Source organism: Chryseobacterium sp. T16E-39 (genome assembly GCF_002216065.1).
In the GTDB taxonomy this organism is placed as follows: Bacteria; Bacteroidota; Bacteroidia; order Flavobacteriales; family Weeksellaceae; genus Chryseobacterium.
In genome coordinates, this window is record NZ_CP022282.1 from 4,555,523 (window position 1) to 4,580,289 (window position 24,767).

Below are 24,767 nucleotides of genomic sequence, written 5' to 3' on the forward strand. Positions count from 1 at the left end.
GGAAACGGAATAATGGGAGGATGTCAGTAGGGGAGGGTGCTGTTTATGCCGTAGTCTTTTGGTGGTTTAAGCGGTTGGCTGTCAACAATACCTTAGTTGCCTTTTTACTGTTTTAGGAAGAAATACCAAAGTCAATAAAACTCTACTATGGATTATTAGATTTAAGGCTACTTCTTGTAATGGTTCTGCAGATAGCTGCTCCTACAATTGATATACTTTATGGTCTAAGTAGGCAATTATTATCTCAATTCTTCCGACAATAAATTTATGTAAATAAAAATCACTGTAAAAATTACTACTAAATGATCTTAAAGGAGCCATTCATATTAAAAGACTTCCAGGAGGCACATTTATTCTCTGTGTTTTCGTAAAGCATCTCATAGCAGAAAAGTAAAGTAAGCAAAAATGATGAAAATTTATATTTTTCAGTTTAACTATTTAAATTTAGAAACTTGTTTTTAAATTATTTTATACTTCACATCATAAATATAATTAGATGTATTGAGTCCTTTTCTAAGGAGTCTCTAAATTAAAAGCTCATAAAAGGAGTCTTTCAAATCGAAAGACTCCTATCCAGTATTTATGATAATTTTAAAAAGTGTTCTAAAAAAGCTTCCCGGGGCAGGGAAGCAATATGACTGCAAAAATGATGAAAAATTATTATTAATGGATTTAAGTAATTCAAATTTATAGACTTATTTTGTGTTTATTTTATGATCATGATCATATTTTCACAATTGAAATTTGTTTCATTTTAATTTTTGGCATCAATAAAGTATCTTACCCCTTTCTATTTTTAAAATCTGTTCTGTTTCCATTTTCTTAATTGTTCTTATAACTGTCTCTACCGCTAGACCAGTGAGATTTGCAATTTGTTGTCTTGTAAATGGAACCTGAAAAGAATCGGATACATTTCTTAAGTTATAATCTTTGATGTAGTCTAAAACAGTCTTGATCTTTACAGATGGCTCTATACCAGATAAATTAAATAGCATTAAATATTTGTAATAAAGCCTCTCCGAAAGGCAGTGTAATAGATTTTGCATCACATGCACATTTTGACTCAATAAATTATCAAAATCACTCTTGCAAAGACACAATATTTTACAATCGGTCTTTGACATTGCACTCATTGGGTAGGGTCTTTCTGCAAATAATAAAGATTCGCCTATGCTTTGGCCGTCGTTTAAAATGTTTTGTGTGAATTCTTTTCCATTCTGATGATAATTAAATAACTCCACCATACCAGCGACTATTTGAAAGTAATACTTTGGAACATTTCCTTCTTCGAAAATTAATTCTCCTGGTTGAAAATTCTTATAAACCGCACCATGTGCAACTAATAAATCTTCACTTATTATCATAATCGTAAGCTTTTAGGTTAAAAAAATAATTATTAATAAAGATTGATTTAAATTGCTTATCAAATTATAAGCCATTTTTATTTATGATGTGGTATGTGATGCTAATAATTTTTAAAATAAGGAATTTTAAGTTCGTTTAAGATGGTGGATCAGGTATTTATTGGCACATTTTTTATATTATTAGGAACAATGTAATTTTTTTCAAATTATGTGTTTTTTTAGCCTGTCTTCTGATAGGCTTTTTTCTTGGTAGGTAATAGATGAATATAAACAGATAGTTTTATTGCGTTCGTCTCGAAAATCGCTGACAGTGATAGGGAACTGGCTATAACATTAATGAAAAGCAACCAGAAGAATTTATCGAAATTTATACATTATCGCTAATCTTACGCTCAAAGAATTTTACATCTGATTGATTATTTGTATTTTAGTTGACTATAAGAATGATGAATTTCTTCGCAACAATTTTCGCTTGTTGCTAATTAAAAATAAATTTTATTGAAACTGTAAATATTGTAGCTGCAGGAGAGAGTTTCTGTGAAAAGTCAAATCTTTTGTATAAATACTTAAAAATAGGAAACTGTTGTCTATCTATATTTATAAAAGATGAACAAGTTGGCAATTCTAAGCCAAGTACATCAAGAAAGTGACTTAGTTCATTAATATTTGAGTTGCCTGATACTTTTATTTAAAAAGGTATTGAAATGGATACGAATGTTGGAATTAAGAATATAAGCATTGATGAGGTTATCAAAATTTTTAGAGTAGAGGGAATTGAATTAACTCTTGAGGAAGCGGAGCAAATCATAACCTTCCTAACAATGCTCTTGAAAATTACCGTTAACCGGTTTTTAGATGAATAATATATTAGAAATTATAAAGATGAAAAAAGCCGATTTATATATTCGTGTTTCAACTGATGAACAGGCAGATAAAGGTTATTCTCAAAGAGATCAGGAGGAGAGATTAAGACGTTACTGTGAAAATAATAGTATCGTAGTTGGTCAGATTATTTATGAAGATTATTCAGCCAAGACTTTCAACAGACCCGAGTGGAGCCAACTACTTGAAACTCTTAAGAAGAAAAGTTCAAGAACAAATCTATTGCTATTTACAAAGTGGGACCGTTTTAGCAGAAATGCAGGTGATGCCTATCAGATGATCAATATTCTTAAAAAACTTAATGTTGAGCCACAAGCAATAGAGCAACCGCTAGATCTTTCCATTCCTGAGAACAAAATGATGTTAGCTATCTACCTTGCTGCACCTGAAGTTGAAAATGATAGGCGTGCTTTAAATACATACCATGGAATGCGTCGTGCCAAAAAAGAAGGAAGGTTGATGGGGAGGGCACCCTATGGCTACGCCAATAAGATTACTGAGGATGGGAGAAAGTATGTTACTCCAAAAGAACCAGAAGCTTCCAACATGAAATGGGCTTTCAATGAAATTTCGAAGGGTGTGTTTTCTGCTAGTCAAGTTATGGAAATGATGAATAGGCGAGAGGGGAAATCTGTAAAGGTCAGTGCATTCCTTGCTGGCCTACGAAATCCTGCTTATTGCGGAAAAATATTTATAGAACAATACCATGAAGAGGATGCTCATTTTATTGCAAGCATTCATGAGCCTTTGGTTAGTGACGAACTATTCGAAAAGGTTCAAAATATAATGGATGGTAATGCAAATCTAGCCAGACCCAATGTTAAAATACTGTCTGACGATAATCTACCATTAAGGGGTTTTTTGATCTGTCCTGAATGTGGACATTTGATAACAGGCAGTGCATCTACTGGACGCACAGGGCGAAAATATTATTATTATCATTGTCAGTCCCCTTGTAAATATCGTTATAAATCAGAAATTATAAACAGCAAATTTTTAGAGGTACTTCAGGCTTTGGAGATGAGGGAGTCCATAAAAAATTATTTGAAAAAAGTCCTGAAAAAAAATTTTGAGAAGTTGATTACTAATCCCCAACATGAAAGAAAAACAATTCTTTTAGAAATCGATGGTTTGAATAATAGATTAAAATTGGCAAGGAACAAATTGTTACAGGATATTATTGATGGTGATGAATACCTGGAAATTAAGAACGAATGTAAAAATCAAATTGAAAAACTAGAAGCCAAGTTAACCAAAGGAAAAGATAACAAAAAAATAGATTTTCCAAGATTACTAGACCAAGCATTATCGAACATAGCAAACCTTGCTAAAGTCTATACTGATGGCGATATAAATGAAAAACGTAAAATGATTGGTTCGATATTCCCTGAAAAATTGGAATTTTCTGAAAATCGTTATCGAACCACCAGGACGAATGTTTTACTCTCGTATATATATCAGATAAACAATGAGTTAGGAAAAGAAAAAAACCGGAATAAAAGTGAATTATCACCTCTTTCCGGTCTTGTACCCAGTGCCGGAATCGAACCGGCACATCTTTCGATACTAGAGTTTGAGTCTAGCGCGTCTACCAATTCCGCCAACTGGGCTTGCTTTAAATTGGTGTGCAAATATAGAAACTTTTCTGAAAATCTGAAAATTTTTATGAACTTTTCTTTAGAAAATTATTTCCAAACCATCGTAAGCAAGGTGCATTCCGGATGGAAGTAATTTATCTTCAACGTCATGCAGTCCTAAATGATGACTGATATGGGTAAGAAATAATTGTTTAGGTTGCAGCTCTTCGTACAGTTTAATAGTGTCTGGAAGGATAAAATGAGCCGGATGAGGGTCAAATTTCCGAATGGCGTTTAGAATGAGAACATCCAGATCTTTTAATTTTTCTTTTTCCGTATCCGAAATAAAACTGGCATCTGTGATGTAGGCAAGTTTTTTAAATTTATAACCGAAAATAGGGATCTGATGGTGCATCACCTCAATCGGGATAATTTCTGTATCTAAAATAGTGAAAGGTTTGTTTTCAATCTCATGTAAATCAAAAGCCGGGGCACCCGGATAACGTACATCTGCAAAAGCATAGGGAAAACGTTTTTTGATTTCATTTCCTACCCTTGCGTTGCTGTAAATAGGCATGTTTTGTCCACTTTTAAAAATAAGCGGACGCATATCATCGAGGCCGATAACATGGTCATTATGTTCGTGGGTAATAAGCGCGATATCTACTGTGTTTTCGTGGTTTACCAGCATCTGCTGCCTGAAATCCGGGCCGCAGTCGATCAGTATTTTTCGGTTTTCTTCTGTAGAGATCATTACCGAAGATCGTAAGCGACTGTCCTTTGGATTATCCGAAGTACAGACCTCACAAGTGCAGCCAATAACGGGTACGCCTTGGGAAGTACCAGTTCCTAAAAATTTCAACTTCATTTGTTTTGAGGTTGGTATTATTTTGGTAAATTTACAAAAAATTTAATGTCCTAATGTATCAGAAACTAACTCCTAAACAAAAAGCATTAACAATTAATCTAGATCCTACTATTTATGGTACTTTCGCGGAAATTGGAGCAGGGCAGGAGACTGTTCGACATTTTTTTAGAGCAGGTGGAGCTTCCGGTACAATTGCTAAGGCGATGTCAGCTTATGACAAAGATTTTAGTGATGCCATCTACGGGAAAGAAGCTAAAAACAGGTATGTAACCCAAAACAGACTTCGTAAAATGCTTCGCTATGAAGTAGCTTTGATCGAAGAACGAATTTCCAGAGAAAACAGCCCGAACAGAAAGTTTTTTTCCTATGCAAATACCGTTACTACCATTAACTTTGATAAGACCCTTAAAGGGCACGGTTGGGTAGGAATCCGTTTTCAGGTGAAAGAAAATGAAGGCTATAACGAAATTGTTATCCACGTTAAATTCAAAGAAAATGATGCTACTTTACAGCAGGAAACTCTTGGGAATTTAGGGGTAAACCTTATTTTTGGAGCTTTTACTTATTACGACAACCCACGAACTTTAATCGAGTCATTGTATGATGATGTAGCGACTGACAATCTTGAAATTGATATGATCGATTTCAGTGGGCCTGCATTTGATTATGTAGATAATAGACTGATGTCTTTACAGTTGGTGAAGAACAATATGACAGATGCGGTTATTTTCAACAGTCAGGGGAATAACATGCTACCTGCTGATATTTTATACAAGAAAAATATTTTTGCCGTACGGGGAAGTTTCAGACCTGTAACGAAGGTAAATATTGATATGCTTCAAAATGGTATTGATATGTTTATGAAAGATGCAGCCTGTACAGAAGATCAGACAGAAATTTTAATTGAAATTACCATTTCAAATTTACGTGCTGATGGTGATATCGATGAGAGAGATTTTATGGACAGGGTAGATATCCTGGGTAAATTAGGATATACTGTAATTGTTTCCAACTTCTCTGAATATTATCGTTTGATCGATTATTTTGCCTCTTATACCACAGGGAATATTGGGGTGGCAATGGGAGTAAATAACCTATTGATGGTATTTGATGAGAAATATTATAAAAATTTATCCGGTGGAATTCTTGAAGCTTTTGGTAAATTTTTCCGTAATGGGATGAGGGTGTATCTTTATCCGTATAAAGATCCTGAAACCCATGAACTGTTGGATGCATCAACACTTAAGGTAGAAGAAAACCTAAAAGAACTGTATAAATATTTCAAACTGAATAACCGTATTGTAGATATCAAAAATTATAATCCGGAATTCCTGGAGATCTATTCCAGAGAAATATTAAGGAAAATAGCTTGTAATATCAAAGGTTGGGAAACTCAGGTTCCTGAGGGGGTTGCAGAAATGATCAAAGAGCGTGGAATGTTCGGCTATAAAGAAGAACTTTCATTAAAACAATTTTCTTAAAACAATAATATAATGTCAGAATTAAAGAAAAGACTTTCTTCTATTCTTGAAAGTCCAAAACATAATACAGAAGAGAAACTTCAGAAAGTTTGTCACCTGCTGGATCAGGAGATTTCCTATTTCAACTGGACCGGTTTCTATTTTAAAAATGGAGATAAGGAAGAACTAATATTAGGTCCTTATGTGGGAGCTGAGACCGATCATACAATTATTCCTTATGGAAAAGGGATTTGTGGACAGGTCGCTGTTTCTAATGAAACGTTTGTAGTTCCTGATGTAAACCAGGAAAGTAATTACTTAAGTTGTTCAATCGATACAAAAGCAGAAATCGTAGTTCCTATCTTTAAAAATGGAGAAAATATCGGTCAGATCGATATTGATTCACACAAAGTAGATCCATTTACAGATGAAGATCGCGAATTATTAGAATGGCTTTGTAAGGAAGTTTCTAAAATTTTGTAATAAAGAATATCTTAAAGAAAAATAGAACTCCGGCTTTAGTCGGAGTTTTTTTTAATCTCTCGCAGATCAAGCTGATTTAGCAGATGAGTGAACATGAAAAAATCTGCATTATCTGCGCAATCTGCGAGCAAAAACAATATGCTTATTTATTCAATAGAAATGGGCTTTAGCCCGTTTAAAAAAACAAAGTATCTAAAATCGATTGGCTTTAGCCAAAACTTAAAAAGAAGAATTTATTTCAGATATCAATTCTCTGAAATAATTTTCACACTTCGCGATATGTGTTCCATACCAGGAAAAAGCTTCCCCATCCACGATCATGATTTTCTTGTCAGGATAATATTCCTTTAGCTCTGCAATATGTTTTTCCTTAAATGGGAAAGGTTCGGAAGATAGCATGATCAGATCGGTATCAGCAAGGTCTTCAATGGTAATTTCCGGATAACGCGTTTTATCCTTGAAAGTATTTTCAAAGCCTATTTCTGTTAAAATCCTGTGAATAAATGTATCAGATCCAATGGTCATATATGGATTTTTCCAGATCAGGTAAGCTGCTTTAATTTTAGAATTAATTTTAGCCAGATTTAAAACCTCATAAATTTTCAGATTGTAGGCTTTTGCCTTTTCCTCCTGATGGAAAATATTGCCAAGGCTTTTTAATAAATAATAATTATCTTCAATGGTTTCAACATTAGTGATTATAACTTTAAAATCCTCCATCAATGCTTCAACCTGCTCCTTGATATTTTCTTCTTTATTAGCAAGGATGAGATCGGGCTGCAGGCTTTTAATCTTTTCGATATTCAGATTTTTAGTTCCACCTATTATGGGAATGTTCTTGATTTTTTCTTTGGGATGAATACAGAATTTTGTTCTTCCTACAACTTCGTTTTCAGTTAACCCCAAATCAAATAAGGCCTCCGTAATAGAGGGTACCAGAGAAATAACTTTCATTGTCAGACTTTGTCTAAAATTACAAAAGTTTGCCGGTTAAGAAAAGTCCGGCTACAGAAAAGTAAATAATTAATCCTGTAACATCTACCAGAGTAGCGACAAAAGGAGCTGAAGAGGTAGCAGGGTCCAATTTTAGCTTTTTCAGGATAAATGGAACCATTGAACCTGAGAGAGTTCCCCAAAGTACGATCAATACTAAAGAAACAGCAACACTTAAGCCTACGTATACCCAATGGTCACCATAGCTGAAGAATCCTGCTTCATGCCAGATCATAATTCTTAAAAAACCGATTATCCCTAATATTCCCCCTAGGAACAAGCCTGTGAAAATTTCTTTTCGCATGACGTACCACCAGTCTTTCAAACCGATCTCCTGAAGTGCCATAGCTCGAATAATAAGTGTAGCTGCCTGTGAACCTGAGTTTCCACCACTGGAAATAATCAGAGGGACAAATAATGCCAGTACAACGGCTTTTTGAATTTCATCTTCAAAATATCCCATTGCTGATGCGGTAAGCATTTCGGAAAAGAATAATATGATCAGCCACATTCCTCTCTTTTTTACCATTTCGATAAGAGAAGTTTGTGTATAAGGTAAATCTAAGGCTTCAAGACCCCCGAATTTCTGAATGTCTTCCGTATTTTGTTGCTCAATCTGATCGAGGATGTCATCAATGGTTACAATCCCTACAAGAACCCCGGATTCTGTGATAATGGGAAGTGCCGTGCGGTCATATTTTTCAAAATAGGTCACCGCATCCTCTTTTGAGGTCATTGTAGTGATGGCTACGAAATGATTATCGGTGAGATCTGATACTAAAGTATCTTCTTCAGCCAATAGTAAACTTCCAACAGCTAAGTCATCAATAAGTCGGTTTCTTTCGTCCACCACATACAAGTGGTTCATCGTTTCAACCCTTTTTCCTACTTTTTTTATTTGTTGCAGGCATTTTTTTACGGTCCACTCTTTACGGATCTGGATGTAATAGGGAGTCATCAGACGGGCGATGGAATCAGAATGATATCCGAGCAGTTTTAAGGCAATCCTTCTTTCCTGTGGATTCAGATGATTGATGGAGTATTTGATAAGCTCATCAGGGAAATCCTCGAATAATGCTGTTCTGTCATCCGGTGTCATTGCATTCAGGATTTCTGAAACATCATCACTTCCGATGCTTCGGATAGTTTCTTCCTGAAAGTCAGGATCAAGATGTGAAAAAACCTCTGCCTTATATTCTTTAGGAACTTTCAAAAATGCCAGGAGCCTCTCATCAGCAGGAAGGTTGCTAAGAGTTTCGGCAATATCGGCAGGATTTAAGATAAGTTCGTCAGTATAATTCAAAACGTGAGATTTTTGGATATGCAAAAATAATTCAATTTTTTAAAATTGACCAATGATGTTGCAAAATTAAGGATTTATTAAAGTTTTATTCTTGTCGAAAATGTTAATTAACATGCATTTGTAGGGATATAAAAATAAAAAAAACATCCGTAAAAAACGGATGTTTAAATTAGTTTAAAACTGTTTGAAGGTTTTTGCTTGATTATTCCAGCGGTTCGCAAACCGGAAAAGGAGAGATGATACACATGCCTCCGCTGCAGCATTCTCCATCCCAACATTGAGTTGAATCTTTGCATTTTCTGATCAGCCCACCACCATTAATATCCTTTTGCATCAGCCTGCTTAGTTTTTTTAGATTTGCATTTTTCATAGTCGTTTACGTGTATTAAATTAATCTTCAATACAGGCCTGAGGTACACAGATTCCGTTACAGCACCATGCCCCGAAACACTGTCCATGGCTGGTACATCTTTTAAGAGCACCCCCATTGATTTCTTTCTGTTCTTGTCGGTTAAGTCTTTTTAGATTTTTCATAGTATTTGGTATTTAGATTGTAAAAATCAGTTGAAATAATAAGATCAAACTTCGATACATGCATCTATCATGCAAAATCTGTTGCAGCAGAATCCTCCAAAACATTGAGAATTCTCAGTACATCTTATGATGCCTCCACCATTAACTGTTTTTTGTTCCTGTCTGTTGAGTTTTTTTAAATTTTTCATAGAGTAAGATATTTTGGTTGTAATGTGAAACTAAAATACTGAAAAATATTTATATTATTCACTAAATAGTAGAATTAATTATTCATTATCAGTGCGTTATGGTATTGAGGTGTTTTGCTTAAAATAAAACACCCACAAAGAAATTGTGGGTGTAATAATGAATTTAAAAAATGAAGAGATTTATTTTGTTTGATAAATTACTTTTCAAAATGTTGATAATCCAGCTCAAATTATATCTTAATACTTGTTGGATTATTAATGCTAAACTAAATTAACAAAAATATTTGAATTATTCTCAAATAAATTCAATTTTTTTTGTCAAAATTTATTAAAATTTTGATTTGTAATGAGATGTGTGAAATTTGAAGTGTTCGAAAGATGTTAGAACCCCGCTTCTGAAGATGGTTTTATTTTTCTTAATTTTTTAAGAATAGCTTTTATAGCTCCGTTTGTTCCAATTTTAATAGAATTTTCTGCTGAACCTAACAGACGCATATTTTTACGGTAAGTATCATAATCAGATTCTGTAATTAAATTACCGGAAGCATCAAATAGTTTCATGCTTACAATAACCTGATTTGAGAAAACATATTTTCCGATGCCTACTTTGAAATATTTTACTTTTGGAACGATTGCAAAATCAGCATCATTATTAATGCAGTAATCAACAATCGTTTGAGTATCCACACTGTCAAAAGGGATCTGGATTTCGGTTCGCAGCATTTTATTCTTTTTATAACCACTTAAGTTATCCGAAACAGCACTGAAAAACGCGTGATTCGTAGGCTCCTTTATTTCTTCAATATCGGGCTCTACTTCTGGATTGAAGTATAAAACCTTTTTTATTTTATCCTCAGAAGCACCTTTTTGTGCTTTTACTGAAGTGATGCCTATCAATAAAAGGGTAGAAACTGTTGTAAAAAGTAAAATTTTTCTCATTTGTATTCATTTGTAAAATTACTGTCTTTTAATGGGATGGCATAAAATTTATTAAGAAATTTTTAACATTTTTTTCTATCAATTTTGATATATGAAATCAATAATGTTTTGCTAACTTAAAAAATAGTCGTACTTTTGCACCCGTTACATAATAATCATTAAACAATATTGGAATGTACTTAACAACAGAAAAAAAGCAGGAAATTTTCTCAAAACACGGGAAATCTGCACAAGACACAGGAAGTGCTGAAGGACAAGTAGCTCTTTTCACTTTCAGAATCAATCATTTATCTCAGCATTTAAAGGCTAACCGTCACGATTTTGCAACGGAAAGATCTTTGGTGAAATTAGTAGGTAAAAGAAAAAGTTTACTAGATTACCTTAAAAATAAAGATATCGAAAGATATAGAGCAATTATTGCTGAACTAGGTTTAAGAAAATAGTCTACAAAGATTTTCAAAATAAAAAGCAACTTCGAAAGAAGTTGCTTTTTTTATTACCGGCACAAAATAGTGTAAATACAAACTAATGAAGTTTGGGAAACCAAATCTAAGGAATAGGAGGTTTATTAAAGATTTGGGAAGCAGGAAGGCCTGGAATAGGGAGGATTAAATCTTTTTTGAATGGCGATTTGCTTTTTAACCGTATATAAAAAAAATGAGATACAAGAAGTACCTCATTTTTTACATTTATTTTAAAATTATTAATGTCCTGATTTTGATTCCGTAGCTTCTACATGTCCGAGATATTTCGTGCAGTAGGCGCCGAAGATCAGAATAATAAGATAACAGAATACCGGAATGATAAATGAGTGCTGTACTCCAAACTGATCCGCGAGGTATCCCTGGAAAATAGGAACAATAGCACCTCCCAAAATAGCCATTACAACTAAAGAAGAACCCTGGCTTGTGTATTTTCCTAATCCCGAAATAGCTAACGTATAAATATTGGAGAACATGATGGAATTGAAAATTCCAATACCTAGGATACTGTACATTGCCAGTTCACCATGATTCACCATTGCTGAAATCAGCAAGGCAACATTTATTGCCGCAAATATTGATAATGTTCTTGCCGGAGCAGCTTTACCAATGAAGAACGCTATAAAATTAAGAATGATGAAGATCAGGAAAAAGCTGATCTGAGAAAAAGTAAGATTAACAATGCTGAAGATAACGAGGAAAACAATACTTGCTGCTCCCAACATATAAATAGCCTTTTTCCCCTGACTTATGGATTGGTTTAATGAAATAGCTCCCAGGAAACGTCCAATCATAGCACCTCCCCAATACAGAGCAAGGTAATTCTTGCTTATAATTTCATTAAAGCCCATGATTTGTGGCTGTTCCAGAAAGCTGATAATAAAACTACCTACTGCAACTTCTCCGCCTACATAACAGAACATGGCGAAAACTCCAAATTTTAAATGGCTGAATTCCAGAGCTCCCCATCCTTTTACAATTTCTTCTTCTTCACTTTGGAAAGAGGGAAGCTTTACTCTTGAGATCAATAAAGCGACTAACAGGAGGATTGAAGCGAAAATTAAGTAAGGAATCCTTGTTGCTACTGCACTGAATGATCCATCTGGAGATGAAAAGAATTCAAAGATCAAATGTCCGCCCAATACGGGAGCAATTGTAGTTCCAAAGGCATTAAATGCCTGGGTCATATTTAAACGGCTGGAAGCAGATTCTTCACTTCCCAGCAAAGAAACATATGCATTAGCCGTAATTTGTAATACGGTAAAACCAAGTCCTAAAATAAACAAAGCTCCCAGGAATAAAGGATAGTAGGAAAAAGTAGCTGCAGGATAGAAAAGAATACACCCAAATGCTGCCAGGAAAATACCGAAAATAATTCCTTTTTTATATCCCACTTTGTTAATAGGATCCCCTTTAGAGATAGAAATAAAGAAATAGATGAGTGAGCCGATAAAGTAAGCCCCAAAGAAACAGAATTGTACCAACATGGACTCGAAAAACGTAAGGTTGAAAAGCTGTTTCAGGTAAGGGATCAGAATGTCATTCATACAGGTGATAAATCCCCACATAAAAAATAGCAACGTAATCGTGATCAAAGGAATTGTATAATTTCTACTTTCTGACTTTACTTCTTTATTATTAATCATAAAATTTATTTAAAAGAAAGAGAGAATCACCTGCTCTTTCATGAGTTATAAAAGTTGGATTTTCAAAACTATTATGTTCAGTCTAAAATAGATTTTGAAAAGCAGAGCAAATATAGGGGAACAACTTTTTTTTCTGCAACTTTTAAGACGCTTTTTATGTTAATTTTATCTTTAAACACAATTATTATCTCTGATTGAGACAAAAAACTGAAAAAGAGGACTTATTGTTATGAAATTATTATTAAAAAGTAAAGATAACTGGAAATGACAGATTTAGAAAGTGGTTGTTGGTTCTCCCGTCCCTTAGGTTAAAAAGTTTAAAATAAGCTCAGAGTTTTAAAAGTTGAAATAAGTAGCTGATGGATAGTTGTTTAATGCGGTAATCTCTTTTCTTTTTTATAATGGCAGTTAACGGGAAAATAGTTTATCTTTGCAAACAAAATTTAGACGAATTTATATCAATCACACTCAATACGGAGTGTTTAAACAAAAATTATTTATGAGTATACCTCAAGCGTTTACAGAAACGATTACTCTTGCAGATGGCAGAGAAATCACAATTGAAACAGGTAAATTAGCAAAACAGGCTGATGGTTCTGTAGTAGTAAAAATGGGTGGAACAATGCTTTTAGCAACAGTTGTAGCCAATAAAGAAGCTAATCCTGGTGTAGATTTCTTACCATTAACAGTTGATTACAGAGAAAAATTTTATGCGGGAGGAAAAATTCCTGGAAACTTTTTCCGTAGAGAAGCAAGACCTTCTGATCAGGAAATTTTAACAATGCGTTTGGTGGATAGAGTTCTTCGTCCGCTTTTCCCTGAAGATTTCCATGCTGAAGTTCAGGTAATGATTTCTCTTATTTCTTATGATGGACAATCTATTCCTGATGATTTAGCTGGTTTAGCTGCTTCAGCTGCAATCGCTATTACAGATATTCCTTTCAACGGACCGATGTCTGAAGTAAGAGTAGTAAGATTCGATGGAAAACTTGCTATAAACCCAAGTTATGAAGATCTTAAGAACTCTGAACTTGATATTATGGTTGGAGCTACAAAAGATTCAATTGTAATGGTAGAAGGAGAGATGAAAGAGATCTCTGAGCAGGAAATGTTAGAAGCTATTATCTTCGGACATGCTGAAATTAAAAAACAAATTGAAGCTCAGGAAAGACTGGCTGAAAAAGTAGGTAAAGCTTTCCCGAAAAGAGAATATAGCCACGAAAATCACGACGAAGATATTCGTGAGAAAGTGTGGAAAGAAACATATGATAAAGTATATGAAGTAGCAAGAACTCCTTCAGGGAAAGAAGAAAGAGGTGAAAAATTCAAAGCGGTTCGTGAAGAATTTTTAGCTCAGTATGTTGACAATGCAGAAGAACTGGAAAGAGTAACTCCTTTTGTAAAAGTATATTACCACGACGTAGAGAAAGAAGCAATGCGTCAGATGATCTTAGAGGACAATATCCGTCTTGATGGTCGTGATCCTAAGACGATCCGTCCGATCTGGTCAGAAATTGATTATCTTCCGGGAGCACATGGTTCAGCGGTTTTCACAAGAGGTGAAACTCAATCATTAACAGCTGTTACTTTAGGATCTGTAAAAGATGCTAATATGGTGGACAGCGTTATGGCAAACTATGACGAGAAATTCTTCTTACATTATAACTTCCCTCCATTCTCAACGGGTGAAGCAAGACCTTTAAGAGGAACTTCAAGAAGAGAGGTTGGACACGGAAACTTAGCTCAAAGAGCTTTACAGGCAGTTATTCCTGCTGAAAATCCATACACCATCAGAATTGTTTCTGATATTTTAGAATCTAATGGTTCTTCTTCTATGGCTACAGTTTGTGCCGGAACATTAGCATTAATGGATGCCGGTGTACAGATTACAAAACCAGTTTCGGGAATTGCTATGGGACTTATCACAGATACTAAGTCTGGAAAATTCACGGTGCTTTCTGATATCTTAGGAGATGAAGATCACCTTGGAGATATGGACTTTAAAGTAACGGGAACTGCAGATGGTATTACAGCTTGTCAGATGGATATTAAAATCCAGGGACTTTCTATGGACATCATGGAAAAAGCTCTAATGCAGGCTAAAGACGGAAGATTACACATTCTTAATAAAATCACTGAAACAATCGCAACACCAAGACCAGACGTGAAACCTCACGCTCCGAAAATGGTTGTATTGGAAATTTCTAAAGACTTTATTGGCGCAGTAATCGGACCTGGTGGAAAAATTATTCAACAATTACAAAAAGATACGGATACGGTTATCGCGATTGAAGAAGTTGGTGAGATCGGACGTATCGAAATTGCAGGAACAGACAGAGAGAAGATCAATGCTGCTATTGCAAGAATTAACGAAATTACTTTTGTGCCGGTTATAGGTGAAGTTTATCAAGGGAAAGTAGTGAAAGTAATGGATTTCGGAGCTTTTGTAGCTATTGCAAAAGGAACGGAAGGATTGCTTCATATTTCTGAAATTGAATGGGCTCGTCTAGACAAGGTACCTTATAAAGAGGGAGATGAAGTGGAAGTGAAATTTATGGGCTATGATGACCGTAAAAAAATGAAGTTGTCTCGTAAAGTTCTTTTACCAAGACCTCCAAGACCGGAGCAAAAACCAAGACAAGAACAACAGGCAAGACCTGAAGGTGATAAACCTGCAGCTCAGGCTCCACAGGAAAATCAAAATCCTTCAACTGAAGCATAAGATGTATCCTTAATAATAAAAAATCCCTCTTTTAGAGGGATTTTTTTGTTGGAGAAGCTTCAATTATTATATTTTTTTAAATAATCGGTCCACTTCTTTTTTAGCGGAATCATTGGGGCATATTTTATAAAATTCCAAAAGTAAATCAAGACTTGTTGGTTTTTTAGGATACTGATTATGTAACAAGAAGTTTCTGAGGGCGGTGTTTACTTTTTCTTCTCCAAGGAGATTACTCAGCTGTACCATTGCTACCGCGCCTTTAGAGTAAGCAATATGGGGGTTATCTCCTGTTACTTTGTAGATCGGCTCATTTTCAGATAGTCCTTTTTCATTATCATAAATCTGCTGATGCATTTTTATCCGGTCCATCATCTTTAGCTTTCCATGCATTTTCTTATATAACATCATTTCGGTATACATTGCCAATGTTTCTGTAAGCATTACCGAACCTTCTCTATCATCGGGATCGATCTGGCTGTTTCCCCACCATAGATGGGAAAGTTCGTGGCCCGCCAGCTCATTGATAACGTCTTGTTCTTTGTCAGCATGGATGTTGGAATGAAAAACCATGTCTTCCGGCATAAATATCGCCGAAGGATATGCTGTTGCTGCAAAACCTTTTGTAAACGAAGAAATCTCTGCGAATGTGATGGTTTTAAACGGATACTTCCCAAAGTTCTGTGTACAGTAATCCAGCGTGATTTTAGCGTTATTCAGAAGGTGATCTACATTTTCGGAATGTTTCTGATGATAAAATAAATTGATGGTGACGCCTTTGTAATTGATGCTTTTTTGACTGTATTTTGCCGAAGAAACCGCAAAACGAAACGGGATTTGGCTGACCTTGTACTGGAAATAAGTTCTGTTATTTTTTGTCCACTGTTTAATGAGGTCGCCTGTTCCAATTGCAGTTTGATCTTTATCCGTTGAAATGGTCATATCCAGATTAATGAAATCCTTTTGTGATACTTCAGGAGCTTCAAGTCTTTTAATTTTTGATGCTTTTCCCAGTTTGAAATCCATTCTTCTTTTTTCATCTTCGACTTCATAATTTTTCTGGTAGCCAATACTTGGATAATACCTGCTTATTCGCATAAAAGAACCATTCTGAATAATTGCATTGAATGATTCATGACCGTTCACGGCATGCCATTGATAGAATAATGTGAAACTTAATGTTGCTGTAGCATTAGGTTGTAAAGAATGTTTTAAATGAACTTCATGTACTTTAGTATTGATTTTTTCAGATTCAAAGGGAGTTGAGAAAATGGCTGATTGTATTTTTAAATTGGGGTCGAAGTTGATTAAAATCTTATCTATTGTTGTATTTGTGTTATTGGTAAGTATATATTTTCCTTCAATGGTATAGGAATGGGTAGAAGGAGATAGATTGACCTGAGTAATCACATCGGTTATCGTAGGTTGAGGAAGCATTTCATAAAATTTGAATTTTTTCTCATATTCAGCGGCTGTTGCCATCATTTTTTCTTCGTCTTTAGCAATATAGCCTTTTGTAAACTGATACCCTGCGAAAATCCCGGACACCAAAATGACAGTACTAAAAATCAATTTCTTGAGTGACCATTTTTTGGTCTTACCCCATTCATTAATCATCCATAACAAAATAATCAGACCCATACCAAATAAAAGTCTTTCGGAAAATGCAGTTACATATATTCCATATCCACTAAAATCACTGTAAACTCCTTTTAAATCTGAAAATATTCTAAATAATGGATGACTGATCAGTTTGTGGGAAGCCGGACCTGCTAACATGAAAACAGCTAAAACGGAAATTCCCAGTGCAACGAATCTGTTTTTAATAAGATCATTGATTAAGAGTAGAAAAGCGGAAAATAAGAATATTGGTAACGTATTGAACAATATGACTCCTGAATAAGCATTCCAATCTATATGGAAATAATGGTAACCGAGCTGAAAAATTAATCCTTCAATGATAAGGATTCCCGTGAAAAAGAAGAGCAGGATACCGGAAGAAAGAAGATGTCCAATGAGCTTGTTTTTGGCAAAATAGGTGCTTTTTTCAATAAGGTAAAATCCTGAGGATTGGCTTCTCCAGTAGAGGTCGTTGATGAAATAGGTCATAATCAGTAGCCCCAAAAGATGGAAATTTTCAGATATAGTGGAAGCCATTAAACCAGAACCCGCGTATTTCTGTGGCAAACGTATTCCTTTTTCAATTTCAGCATACATTTCCATACCAACTGCAAATAATAAAAGGATACATATTGCTATAATGGTAATACTTTTGAACAGGTAGATCAGATCGATTTTAGCGAATGAAAGGATTGATTTAAAGGAGGTTTTATATCCAAAATCTGATTGTGCAATATGGTAATCTGTGGGCGTTGAAATAACAGGTGGAAATAATTCATTTCTTTTCTTAGATTTTTTATCCGAATGCGCTGTAAATGAGAATAAATAATAGGACAGGAATAAAAGCATTCCAGATAATATCACATAAACTAATCTGTTAATTAATAAGTATCCTAAAGGTGGAACAATAAGCTGGTTCTTTTGTTGGATTGAAGAAGATCTGGCCTCAAAAAAATAGGCAGATATTCCAAATGGATCCAATAAAGCTGACCATTGCTGAGCTTCCGCCGACTGAGGGAGGCTTCCTGCCATAAAAGGGGAGTTAGAGAATAACAAAACAACCATATACAGAACATAGAGCAGTAGCCCTCCAATAACAACCAGAAGTTTTCTTTTTGTGCTGTAAGAAATGAGGAATAAAAAACTACAGACCAAAAGACAGTTAATAAATCCAAAAATTAGTAAGGGATATATATAATGCCAAAGATTAAAGGAGTGCTGGATTTCACTTCCCGTTCGCAAATTTTGGCCAATGATAAAACCTGAAATCAGTAATAGGAAACTGATAAAAGTTTGCAGGAAATAGCTTGTAAATCTTCCCTTAAGATAATTCCATTTTGAGAAAGGAAAAGAGAATAATATACTGTCAAATTTCGAATCCCAATCTTTAAATAACTGCTGACTCGCATAAATGATGGCAAAAAATAAGATGGAAAGACTTAGCATTGCGACCATAAAACCTATTGAATAGGGTGAGTTGAGATAAATGCCCTCACCAACACTAAGGTTGAATTGGTTTCCACAAAAAATACCAAGAAACACCAGGATTAGGCCAATAAGATAACTTAGCCAATGCTTAATGGTGCGTTTGGCTTCAAATAAAAATAAAGTATTCATGACTATGGTTTTTGAGTAAGAGTATGAAAGTAAACATGCTCCAGAAGAGGAGAAACGGGAGTGAAATTTTCTGGCTGCTTTTCTGAAAATGTCGTGATATACAATTCTCTTTCGATCAATTGCTGACTGATAATCTGATAATTGGATTGGTAAGCTTCCCACTCATCCTGGCGAATAGGTTTGGACCAGATTCTGTTTTGTAATTCTGAAATAAGCTCATTGGGTTTTCCCTTTCGAAGGAGCTGACCTTTCTTCATAATAGCCATTTCCGAACATAAATTTCTAACATCTTCCACAAGATGGGTAGAAAGAATCACGATCACTTCTTTACTGATATCATTTAGTAAAGAGTTGAAACGGTTGCGTTCCTCAGGATCTAAACCCGCTGTTGGTTCATCCACAATAATGATCTTTGGATTCCCCAATAAAGCCTGAGCGACTCCAAAGCGCTGCTTCATTCCACCAGAAAAAGTATGAACTTCTTTATTTCTAAAATCTGATAAGTTTACTTTCTCCAATAAGTTTAGTATTTGATTTTTACGTTCAGTATGATCTTTAATACCCTTAAGTAGGGCAATATGGTTCAGGAGATCGTAAGCTGAAACTTTTGGGTAAACTCCGAAATCCTGTGGTAAGAAGCCAAGGTTTTGCTTAATGAAATCAGGATTTTTGGAGATATCAACACCATTGAATAGGATATTTCCGGAGCTGGGTTTCTGTAACCCGACAATCGTTTTCATTAAAGAAGATTTTCCGGCTCCGTTCGGACCCAGTAGGCCGAACATCCCGTTTTCAATTTCCAGTGACAAGTCTTTGATAGCCTGAAAACCATTCTTATAGGTCAGACTTAGTTGGTTAATAGATAGTGTGTTCATAATCTTGAGTTTGGGTAATAGGATAACCGGCAATGTTTTTACATTGCTTTTCTTTTTTTTATATATGTAGTGATTAGTTAATGATGGTAGGCCGTATCTATACTGTAGAGAATAAAGAATAAAGAATAAAGAATAAAGAATAAAGAATAAAGAGCAAAAAGTAAAAAGACCTTGAACTTAAACTTTAGTACTCTTATCCCACACCTCGCATCTCGCACCCCTTATCCCACACCTCGTACCTCTACTCCCTATACTCCAGAATATCTCCGGGCTGACATTCCAAAATTTTACAAATTGCCTCAAGGGTATCAAAGCGAACCCCTTTGGCTTTTCCTGTTTTAAGAATAGAGAGATTAACGGGAGTGATTCCTAATTTTTCTGCCAATTCTTTACTCTGCATTTTTCGCTTGGCAAGCATCACATCTAAGTTGACTATAATTGGCATTTTATATAAATAGGTCTTGTTCGTTTTGCAAATGTAGTCCTTGCTTAAAGATATTAGCAAGAAACAGACAGAAAATTCCTAACATGAAATGGATAAAAACCAATCCCCATATCATACTTTCGACTTCTACGAAGAAACTTGCTATAACCACTATAGGAAGAGGAAAGAAGATATTATATATGTAAAATCTTTTAAGCTTGTGAATGTTTTCCTGAGTAAATAGTTTGGTCTGAAAAAATACCCTGAAAACGCTGGCTGAAAACCAGAAAAAAACACCATAGGTCAGTAAAACTGTCATGAACGAAAATATGATGTAGGGATAATTATTTTCAATATTCAGGAAAGGCTGATCTGTAAAAGGAAAATTAATATGAAGAAATTTATTTTCTTTATAGGGCGTAGTTGCGCCTGTTATCAGACATAAGATGGAGTAGACCGCCGTAAGCAGGTAACCCGCCGACAAAACAAGACAGAGGTAATAAAGAATTCTTGCAATAATTTTAGTCTGGTTCATAGCATAATAATTAATTGATATTGCAAATGTATAATTAATTATCGTAAAACAATAATTAATTTATATTTTATTTTAACAAAATAAGTTATGAATTAGAAAAACCCCCACGGATATGGAGGTTTCAATTATTAGCTTACTCTATTAATTTTTTCAGATGCTGCAATGAATAGTCTTCTTTCAAAATAAAAAGGCCTATTATCAAAGAACCCCAATCAAATAAACAGACAGATCTCAATGGATATTTCTTAAAGTAGTTGTACCAAAGATTGTAAAATGTAAAGCCTTATAGTTGTCAGTGTGAAGAGTATACGACGAAGGAATCTCAATTACCTTTACTTTAATGGTATAATCTTTCTCTTATTTCTACTAAAACCTTGGTGGTCTTTTTTAAGTCCGGCTCAGCAGGAAGACTTGAAATTGAATAATAATATTCAATCGACTTAATAAGATCTTCAGTTTTTTTCATAACCTGATCATAAGACCAGTTTCCAGCTTTTATGTCCAGCAATTCATCCCGATTTTCTACACGAATTTCCATTGAACCTGTTTTAAATATGTGTTCACAAGACTGCAATAACCGAATGGTATGCATCATGTTCTTGCTGTCATAGTTTTGTCCATGATTTTGATTCACATTATAACGGTCTTCATTTCGCTCAGAAACCCACTTCCAGTATTCCCTGTAGTCTTTGCAATAGGTAGAGTAAGCGTCCAGATTACAAAATAAATAAGCTATAGAATTTTCCTCTTTTGGAACAGAAGATACAGAGACCTGGTTGGCTTCTTCATTCATGATAATTCCTTTATATCCTAATGAATAATTTTCATCGTAGAATAAAGCAAACACGCCCTTCGTATGGTCAATGGCGGATAGCCCACATTTTTCCTGAGTTTTATGTGCTTTCAAAAGCCATTCTTTTAAAGGTAATGAACTGTGCTTCTCAAGAATAAAGCAGAAATCAAGAATAGATTTTCTTTCTTTTTCTATGGGATTAAGGATCTTCTTATTGAGTCCTTTTGCTTTTTTGATCTGCGAAACGGCATATCCTGCAAAAGTATCTTTACATAATTTTGAAAGGAAATCTTCAGGTTTTAAAAGATCGATTAAAGGGTTTTTCTTTAGAACACAATCTTCAGGACTTGCTAAAATCTCCAGAATATTTGGGTTATTCCTTTGAAGCAATTCTACCAGCCTTCCAATTTCATAATAAGTAATATCATTGGTTTCATTGGAAATCTGTGGAATATAATTGAGCCCGAAAAAATCTTCCTTCGGTATATAATATATTCCACGGATATCTGTATCTGATGTTTCCGTTGCCAATCCGAAAGCACGGCTTCCGGAAATGGCTTCGAAAAGGATCATATTCTGAGTTTTAAGATCATGAATTGTCATGGTGGTGTGTTTGTATGTATGAGTTTTTTTAATGGGTGAATATATAGAAATACTGACACTTTTTCCTTAGTGTAATATCTCTCTAAAAACCTTTTCCATTTCTACTTTATCTGACTTGCCACAAGATAAGGTCTTCATTTTTTCTTCAGTCTCAGTAACCATACTTTCTAAGAATCCAAATAATTCCCAATCATTAGCGTGATAATAAGATTCTCCTTTGGTCGCTTTAAGAGCAACAAGGTTTTCTATTTTAGTTCTTGTAAAATCATTAACCAATATTAATAGGTCGCTGAACAAAACCGGAGGAACGGTTCCTTTTTCCAATATCCATTTTCCGGTTAATGCAGTTCTGAGGCAGTAAAAATAACTTTTCAATTTTACCTCGTCGTGTCTGCAGGCTTCGAGATACTTCTTACTCATGCTTAAATAGTGGTAAGAAACCGCTATCGGAGAAAAGCATGAATCTGCTATAGGTTTAAACAATTCTGTAAATTTTTTGTTTTCCATGTACACGATAGGAGAGTAGAACCAGCTTAAAAGTGCAGCATTAGATTTTAGCAATAAATGAAAAGTTTTTCTTAGATCCCAACCGGAACCGTCCAGGTCATCTTTCGTCATAAATTCTATCGTTTCATCCTTATCCCATGGAGAAAGATACCAGTCTTTTTCGTGTCGGTATATAAACCGTATGTCATAATCGCTGTCGGGAGAGGCAAAACCCCAGGCTCTGCTTCCGGACTCTACAGCAAGAAGTATTTCTATACCACGTTTTTCTTCAACTTCTCTTAGTTTTTCTATTATTCTGTTTTTCATTGTAGTTATTTTTTGATGATACAAAATAATAATATAATTACGCAATGATCATGCGTAGTATTTTTCTTTTCGTAATTTTTTTAATTATAAGGTTTGTAGACCAGTTATAATAATATAATCTCTCGCAGATTAAGCAAATTTGCAGATTAATGTTAGAAAAAAAATCTGCCTCATCTGCTTAATCTGCGAGAGAAAAAATCCTTGTCTTGTATTGACACTAAAAAAAATTACTTGAAAATCCTGATAAAGCTATCTTTTTCCAGTCTTTCTAAAGAAAAATCAAAATCAGCTTCCTCTTTTTCTGATATAATAGTTGCCCCTAATTCTTCAACAAGATAATTAAAAGATAAAGGCTCGTACCACTGTTGGTACAGTGCATCTGTAGCCATTTTTGAAACTTCTGAATTTCCCGAGACGTGAGAATGTCCGGCTCCGAAATTCAGTAATACAAAGCATTGTTTTCCTTCGTGTATCAAAAGCATTCCCAAAATAGTTTGCTTTTGTACAGAGGTACACCTGATTTCGGCAAACAGGTTGTTAGGATTCATCATATACTCACGCGAAATATCATCTCCTTTTCCAACTACGATCTTATACCCGCAATTGCTATCTCCATAATACACGTTGTTCATAATGAGGGTAGGTGTATTAAATCCTTTATTGGCATACAGATATTCTACAGCACCATTAGGTGCAGATGTCATATCTCCTGAGTACATCAATTGTCCGTTGTCGAGATTATAAGATGCATTCCAGCCTATTTTTCCAGCGATATTCAATCCGGAAAGATCGAGATCAAAAGCACCCCATTCATCTTCCCAATACACTCCAACAGCTAATCTTTCATCATAAAACCTTGTTCCGGTAGGAATGTTCGCAACAAACATTTTTTCTGAGGTAGGTAATCCGTAGTCTACATTTTCAGGGAAATAGAATTTCTTCTCTGAAAGGTCATATTTTGTTTTCAAAAAGTTTAAAATAAACTCATAATTCCAATCGTTAACATACGTTTCTCCTCCTTTCTTCACCCAGGATTTTCCATTTCTTATTCTGTATACAAAAGTATCCTGGCCTTTCATTCTTTGATAACATGCGGATAAAGCCTTAAACAAAGCAAAAGGTGTCGCATTTTCCAGCCAGTGCAGATCGCTGTCTTCCAGTAAAGTATTTGTTGCATCATTCAGTGGATTTGACACCAGTGGCTGATGGTAAATTTTTGATAGCTTGGATATCTTATTGATTGTTTTGGGTGATTTCTTTTTATAGGCCAGAAACAATGGCTTGAATCTGTTGAAGATTTCTGCAAGTTTTTCCAGCCCGAAATTTTCAAACAAAGGTGCTGCATTAAATTTACTTTCCTTAATTGCGTTGATTAGCTCATCGTTTTTGATTAAAAGTGTTGTGTCTGTCGTTTTATAGATTACATATCGGAAGAACTCTGCAGGGTTTTCGGGATAAACATGAAATAAATCGGCAATTTTTACTATAGCTTCTTTATTTCTAATGTTTTCTTTTCCTGTGAAAATATAACCCAGTTCATGATGCAGGATATCCAGAAGGTCACCAATCGTTTCTTCTTTCAGAGCAATTCCGGATTTCAACAGGGAAAGGCACTTTTCCTGCATTTCTTCTTTTGTATATGCTTTAACGATTTTGAAAGTCAATTTCAAGCCAGGAACATCAAGTATTTCATCCGGAATGTAAATTTCTTCCTGAAACTGACTTCCATAGGTAGAAATATAATGCTCGATTTGCTCAAGCAATAACTCGAAGCGGGTGCTTTTTTTAATTTTCTTCCAGGATTTATGAAAAGTCTTGTTGAGACCATCGCCATTCAACCTTTCCTTTGAATAGAAATTGATAATGTCTTGTTTTGCCCAAATTGCACCAGGTTCAATGATAAATCCCTCTTCCGAAATAAATAGATCTTCAGTAGATTCCTTTGCTAATACAGCGTTGAATAATTTAAGTGTTTTCATTGTTTTTATAAAATAATAAGTGAGGAGTAATTCTGTGTAATCTGTATAGGAACTCCTTTTACCTATAATT

Annotated in this window: 21 protein-coding genes, 1 tRNA gene and 1 pseudogene; 6 read left to right on the forward strand and 17 right to left on the reverse strand. The window is 34.7% G+C overall.

The genetic code is table 11. From position 1 onward, the window contains the following. Window positions 1-767 precede the first annotated feature (767 nt). Complete coding sequence (locus CEY12_RS20795; protein WP_089029479.1) at window positions 768-1,364, reverse strand: Crp/Fnr family transcriptional regulator; 597 nt, start codon at window positions 1,362-1,364, stop codon at window positions 768-770. A gap of 704 nt (window positions 1,365-2,068) precedes the next feature. Between CEY12_RS20795 and CEY12_RS22495 the strand changes: the two genes are divergently transcribed. Continuing rightward, a complete protein-coding gene (locus CEY12_RS22495) occupies window positions 2,069-2,227 on the forward strand; it encodes a hypothetical protein (RefSeq protein ID WP_172821056.1) in 159 nt (52 codons plus the stop codon). 19 nt (window positions 2,228-2,246) lie between these two features. Further along, window positions 2,247-3,194: pseudogene (locus tag CEY12_RS22910) on the forward strand (recombinase family protein); the annotation flags it as partial. Window positions 3,195-3,774: 580 nt separating this feature from the next. Here CEY12_RS22910 and CEY12_RS20805 read toward each other — a convergent pair. Together CEY12_RS20805 and CEY12_RS20810 are read right to left on the reverse strand one after the other, a co-directional pair. Next, a tRNA-Leu gene (locus tag CEY12_RS20805) sits at window positions 3,775-3,856 on the reverse strand. A gap of 67 nt (window positions 3,857-3,923) precedes the next feature. Next, window positions 3,924-4,691, reverse strand: coding sequence for an MBL fold metallo-hydrolase (locus CEY12_RS20810; protein WP_089029480.1), 768 nt, complete (start codon window positions 4,689-4,691; stop codon window positions 3,924-3,926). 53 nt (window positions 4,692-4,744) lie between these two features. Here CEY12_RS20810 and CEY12_RS20815 point away from each other — a divergent pair, with 53 nt between their 5' ends. Together CEY12_RS20815 and CEY12_RS20820 are read left to right on the forward strand one after the other, a co-directional pair. Then, on the forward strand, window positions 4,745-6,172 hold the full coding sequence (locus CEY12_RS20815; RefSeq protein ID WP_089029481.1) for a nicotinate-nucleotide adenylyltransferase: 1,428 nt from the start codon (window positions 4,745-4,747) through the stop codon (window positions 6,170-6,172). Window positions 6,173-6,184: 12 nt separating this feature from the next. After that, window positions 6,185-6,634, forward strand: coding sequence for a GAF domain-containing protein (locus CEY12_RS20820; protein ID WP_089029482.1), 450 nt, complete (start codon window positions 6,185-6,187; stop codon window positions 6,632-6,634). Window positions 6,635-6,853: 219 nt separating this feature from the next. On the opposite strand, the gene CEY12_RS20825 is transcribed toward CEY12_RS20820, so the two are convergent. The 6 genes from CEY12_RS20825 to CEY12_RS20835 form a co-directional block, all read right to left on the reverse strand. After that, window positions 6,854-7,588: an ABC transporter substrate-binding protein gene (locus CEY12_RS20825; RefSeq protein WP_089029483.1), complete on the reverse strand. Its 735-nt coding sequence runs from the start codon at window positions 7,586-7,588 to the stop codon at window positions 6,854-6,856. A 19-nt stretch (window positions 7,589-7,607) separates the two neighbouring features. Next, window positions 7,608-8,930, reverse strand: a complete 1,323-nt coding sequence (mgtE, locus tag CEY12_RS20830; RefSeq protein ID WP_089029484.1) for a magnesium transporter — start codon at window positions 8,928-8,930, stop codon at window positions 7,608-7,610. A gap of 202 nt (window positions 8,931-9,132) precedes the next feature. Beyond that, window positions 9,133-9,300, reverse strand: coding sequence for a hypothetical protein (locus CEY12_RS22395; protein WP_157676869.1), 168 nt, complete (start codon window positions 9,298-9,300; stop codon window positions 9,133-9,135). 20 nt (window positions 9,301-9,320) lie between these two features. Then, window positions 9,321-9,464 (reverse strand): bacteriocin-like protein, encoded by a 144-nt coding sequence (locus tag CEY12_RS22400; protein WP_157676870.1) that lies wholly within the window; start codon window positions 9,462-9,464, stop codon window positions 9,321-9,323. A 44-nt stretch (window positions 9,465-9,508) separates the two neighbouring features. Beyond that, complete coding sequence (locus CEY12_RS22405; RefSeq protein ID WP_157676871.1) at window positions 9,509-9,652, reverse strand: bacteriocin-like protein; 144 nt, start codon at window positions 9,650-9,652, stop codon at window positions 9,509-9,511. A 381-nt stretch (window positions 9,653-10,033) separates the two neighbouring features. Beyond that, window positions 10,034-10,591, reverse strand: a complete 558-nt coding sequence (locus tag CEY12_RS20835) for a pyruvate decarboxylase (protein WP_089029485.1) — start codon at window positions 10,589-10,591, stop codon at window positions 10,034-10,036. Between the two features lie 173 nt (window positions 10,592-10,764). Here CEY12_RS20835 and rpsO point away from each other — a divergent pair, with 173 nt between their 5' ends. Further along, window positions 10,765-11,034, forward strand: coding sequence for a 30S ribosomal protein S15 (rpsO, locus tag CEY12_RS20840; protein WP_089029486.1), 270 nt, complete (start codon window positions 10,765-10,767; stop codon window positions 11,032-11,034). A gap of 260 nt (window positions 11,035-11,294) precedes the next feature. On the opposite strand, the gene CEY12_RS20845 is transcribed toward rpsO, so the two are convergent. Next, window positions 11,295-12,719 (reverse strand): sugar MFS transporter, encoded by a 1,425-nt coding sequence (locus CEY12_RS20845; protein WP_089029487.1) that lies wholly within the window; start codon window positions 12,717-12,719, stop codon window positions 11,295-11,297. A 499-nt stretch (window positions 12,720-13,218) separates the two neighbouring features. Here CEY12_RS20845 and CEY12_RS20850 point away from each other — a divergent pair, with 499 nt between their 5' ends. Next, window positions 13,219-15,441, forward strand: coding sequence for a polyribonucleotide nucleotidyltransferase (locus tag CEY12_RS20850; protein ID WP_089029488.1), 2,223 nt, complete (start codon window positions 13,219-13,221; stop codon window positions 15,439-15,441). 66 nt (window positions 15,442-15,507) lie between these two features. Here the strand turns inward: CEY12_RS20850 and CEY12_RS20855 are convergent, their stop codons facing one another. The 7 genes from CEY12_RS20855 to CEY12_RS20885 all read right to left on the reverse strand — a co-directional run bounded on the left by CEY12_RS20855 (window position 15,508) and on the right by CEY12_RS20885 (window position 24,697). Further along, a complete protein-coding gene (locus tag CEY12_RS20855; protein ID WP_089029489.1) occupies window positions 15,508-18,675 on the reverse strand; it encodes an ABC transporter permease/M1 family aminopeptidase in 3,168 nt (1,055 codons plus the stop codon). 2 nt (window positions 18,676-18,677) lie between these two features. After that, on the reverse strand, window positions 18,678-19,550 hold the full coding sequence (locus CEY12_RS20860) for an ABC transporter ATP-binding protein (RefSeq protein ID WP_089029490.1): 873 nt from the start codon (window positions 19,548-19,550) through the stop codon (window positions 18,678-18,680). 241 nt (window positions 19,551-19,791) lie between these two features. Then, window positions 19,792-19,995, reverse strand: coding sequence for a helix-turn-helix domain-containing protein (locus CEY12_RS20865; protein WP_040995723.1), 204 nt, complete (start codon window positions 19,993-19,995; stop codon window positions 19,792-19,794). A gap of 1 nt (window position 19,996) precedes the next feature. Further along, complete coding sequence (locus CEY12_RS20870; RefSeq protein WP_089029491.1) at window positions 19,997-20,509, reverse strand: DUF2975 domain-containing protein; 513 nt, start codon at window positions 20,507-20,509, stop codon at window positions 19,997-19,999. 337 nt (window positions 20,510-20,846) lie between these two features. Continuing rightward, window positions 20,847-21,905 (reverse strand): DNA polymerase beta superfamily protein, encoded by a 1,059-nt coding sequence (locus CEY12_RS20875; RefSeq protein WP_089029492.1) that lies wholly within the window; start codon window positions 21,903-21,905, stop codon window positions 20,847-20,849. Window positions 21,906-21,971: 66 nt separating this feature from the next. Next, window positions 21,972-22,718, reverse strand: coding sequence for a DNA polymerase beta superfamily protein (locus CEY12_RS20880; RefSeq protein ID WP_089029493.1), 747 nt, complete (start codon window positions 22,716-22,718; stop codon window positions 21,972-21,974). A gap of 227 nt (window positions 22,719-22,945) precedes the next feature. Continuing rightward, window positions 22,946-24,697, reverse strand: coding sequence for a hypothetical protein (locus CEY12_RS20885; RefSeq protein WP_089029494.1), 1,752 nt, complete (start codon window positions 24,695-24,697; stop codon window positions 22,946-22,948). Window positions 24,698-24,767 lie beyond the last annotated feature (70 nt).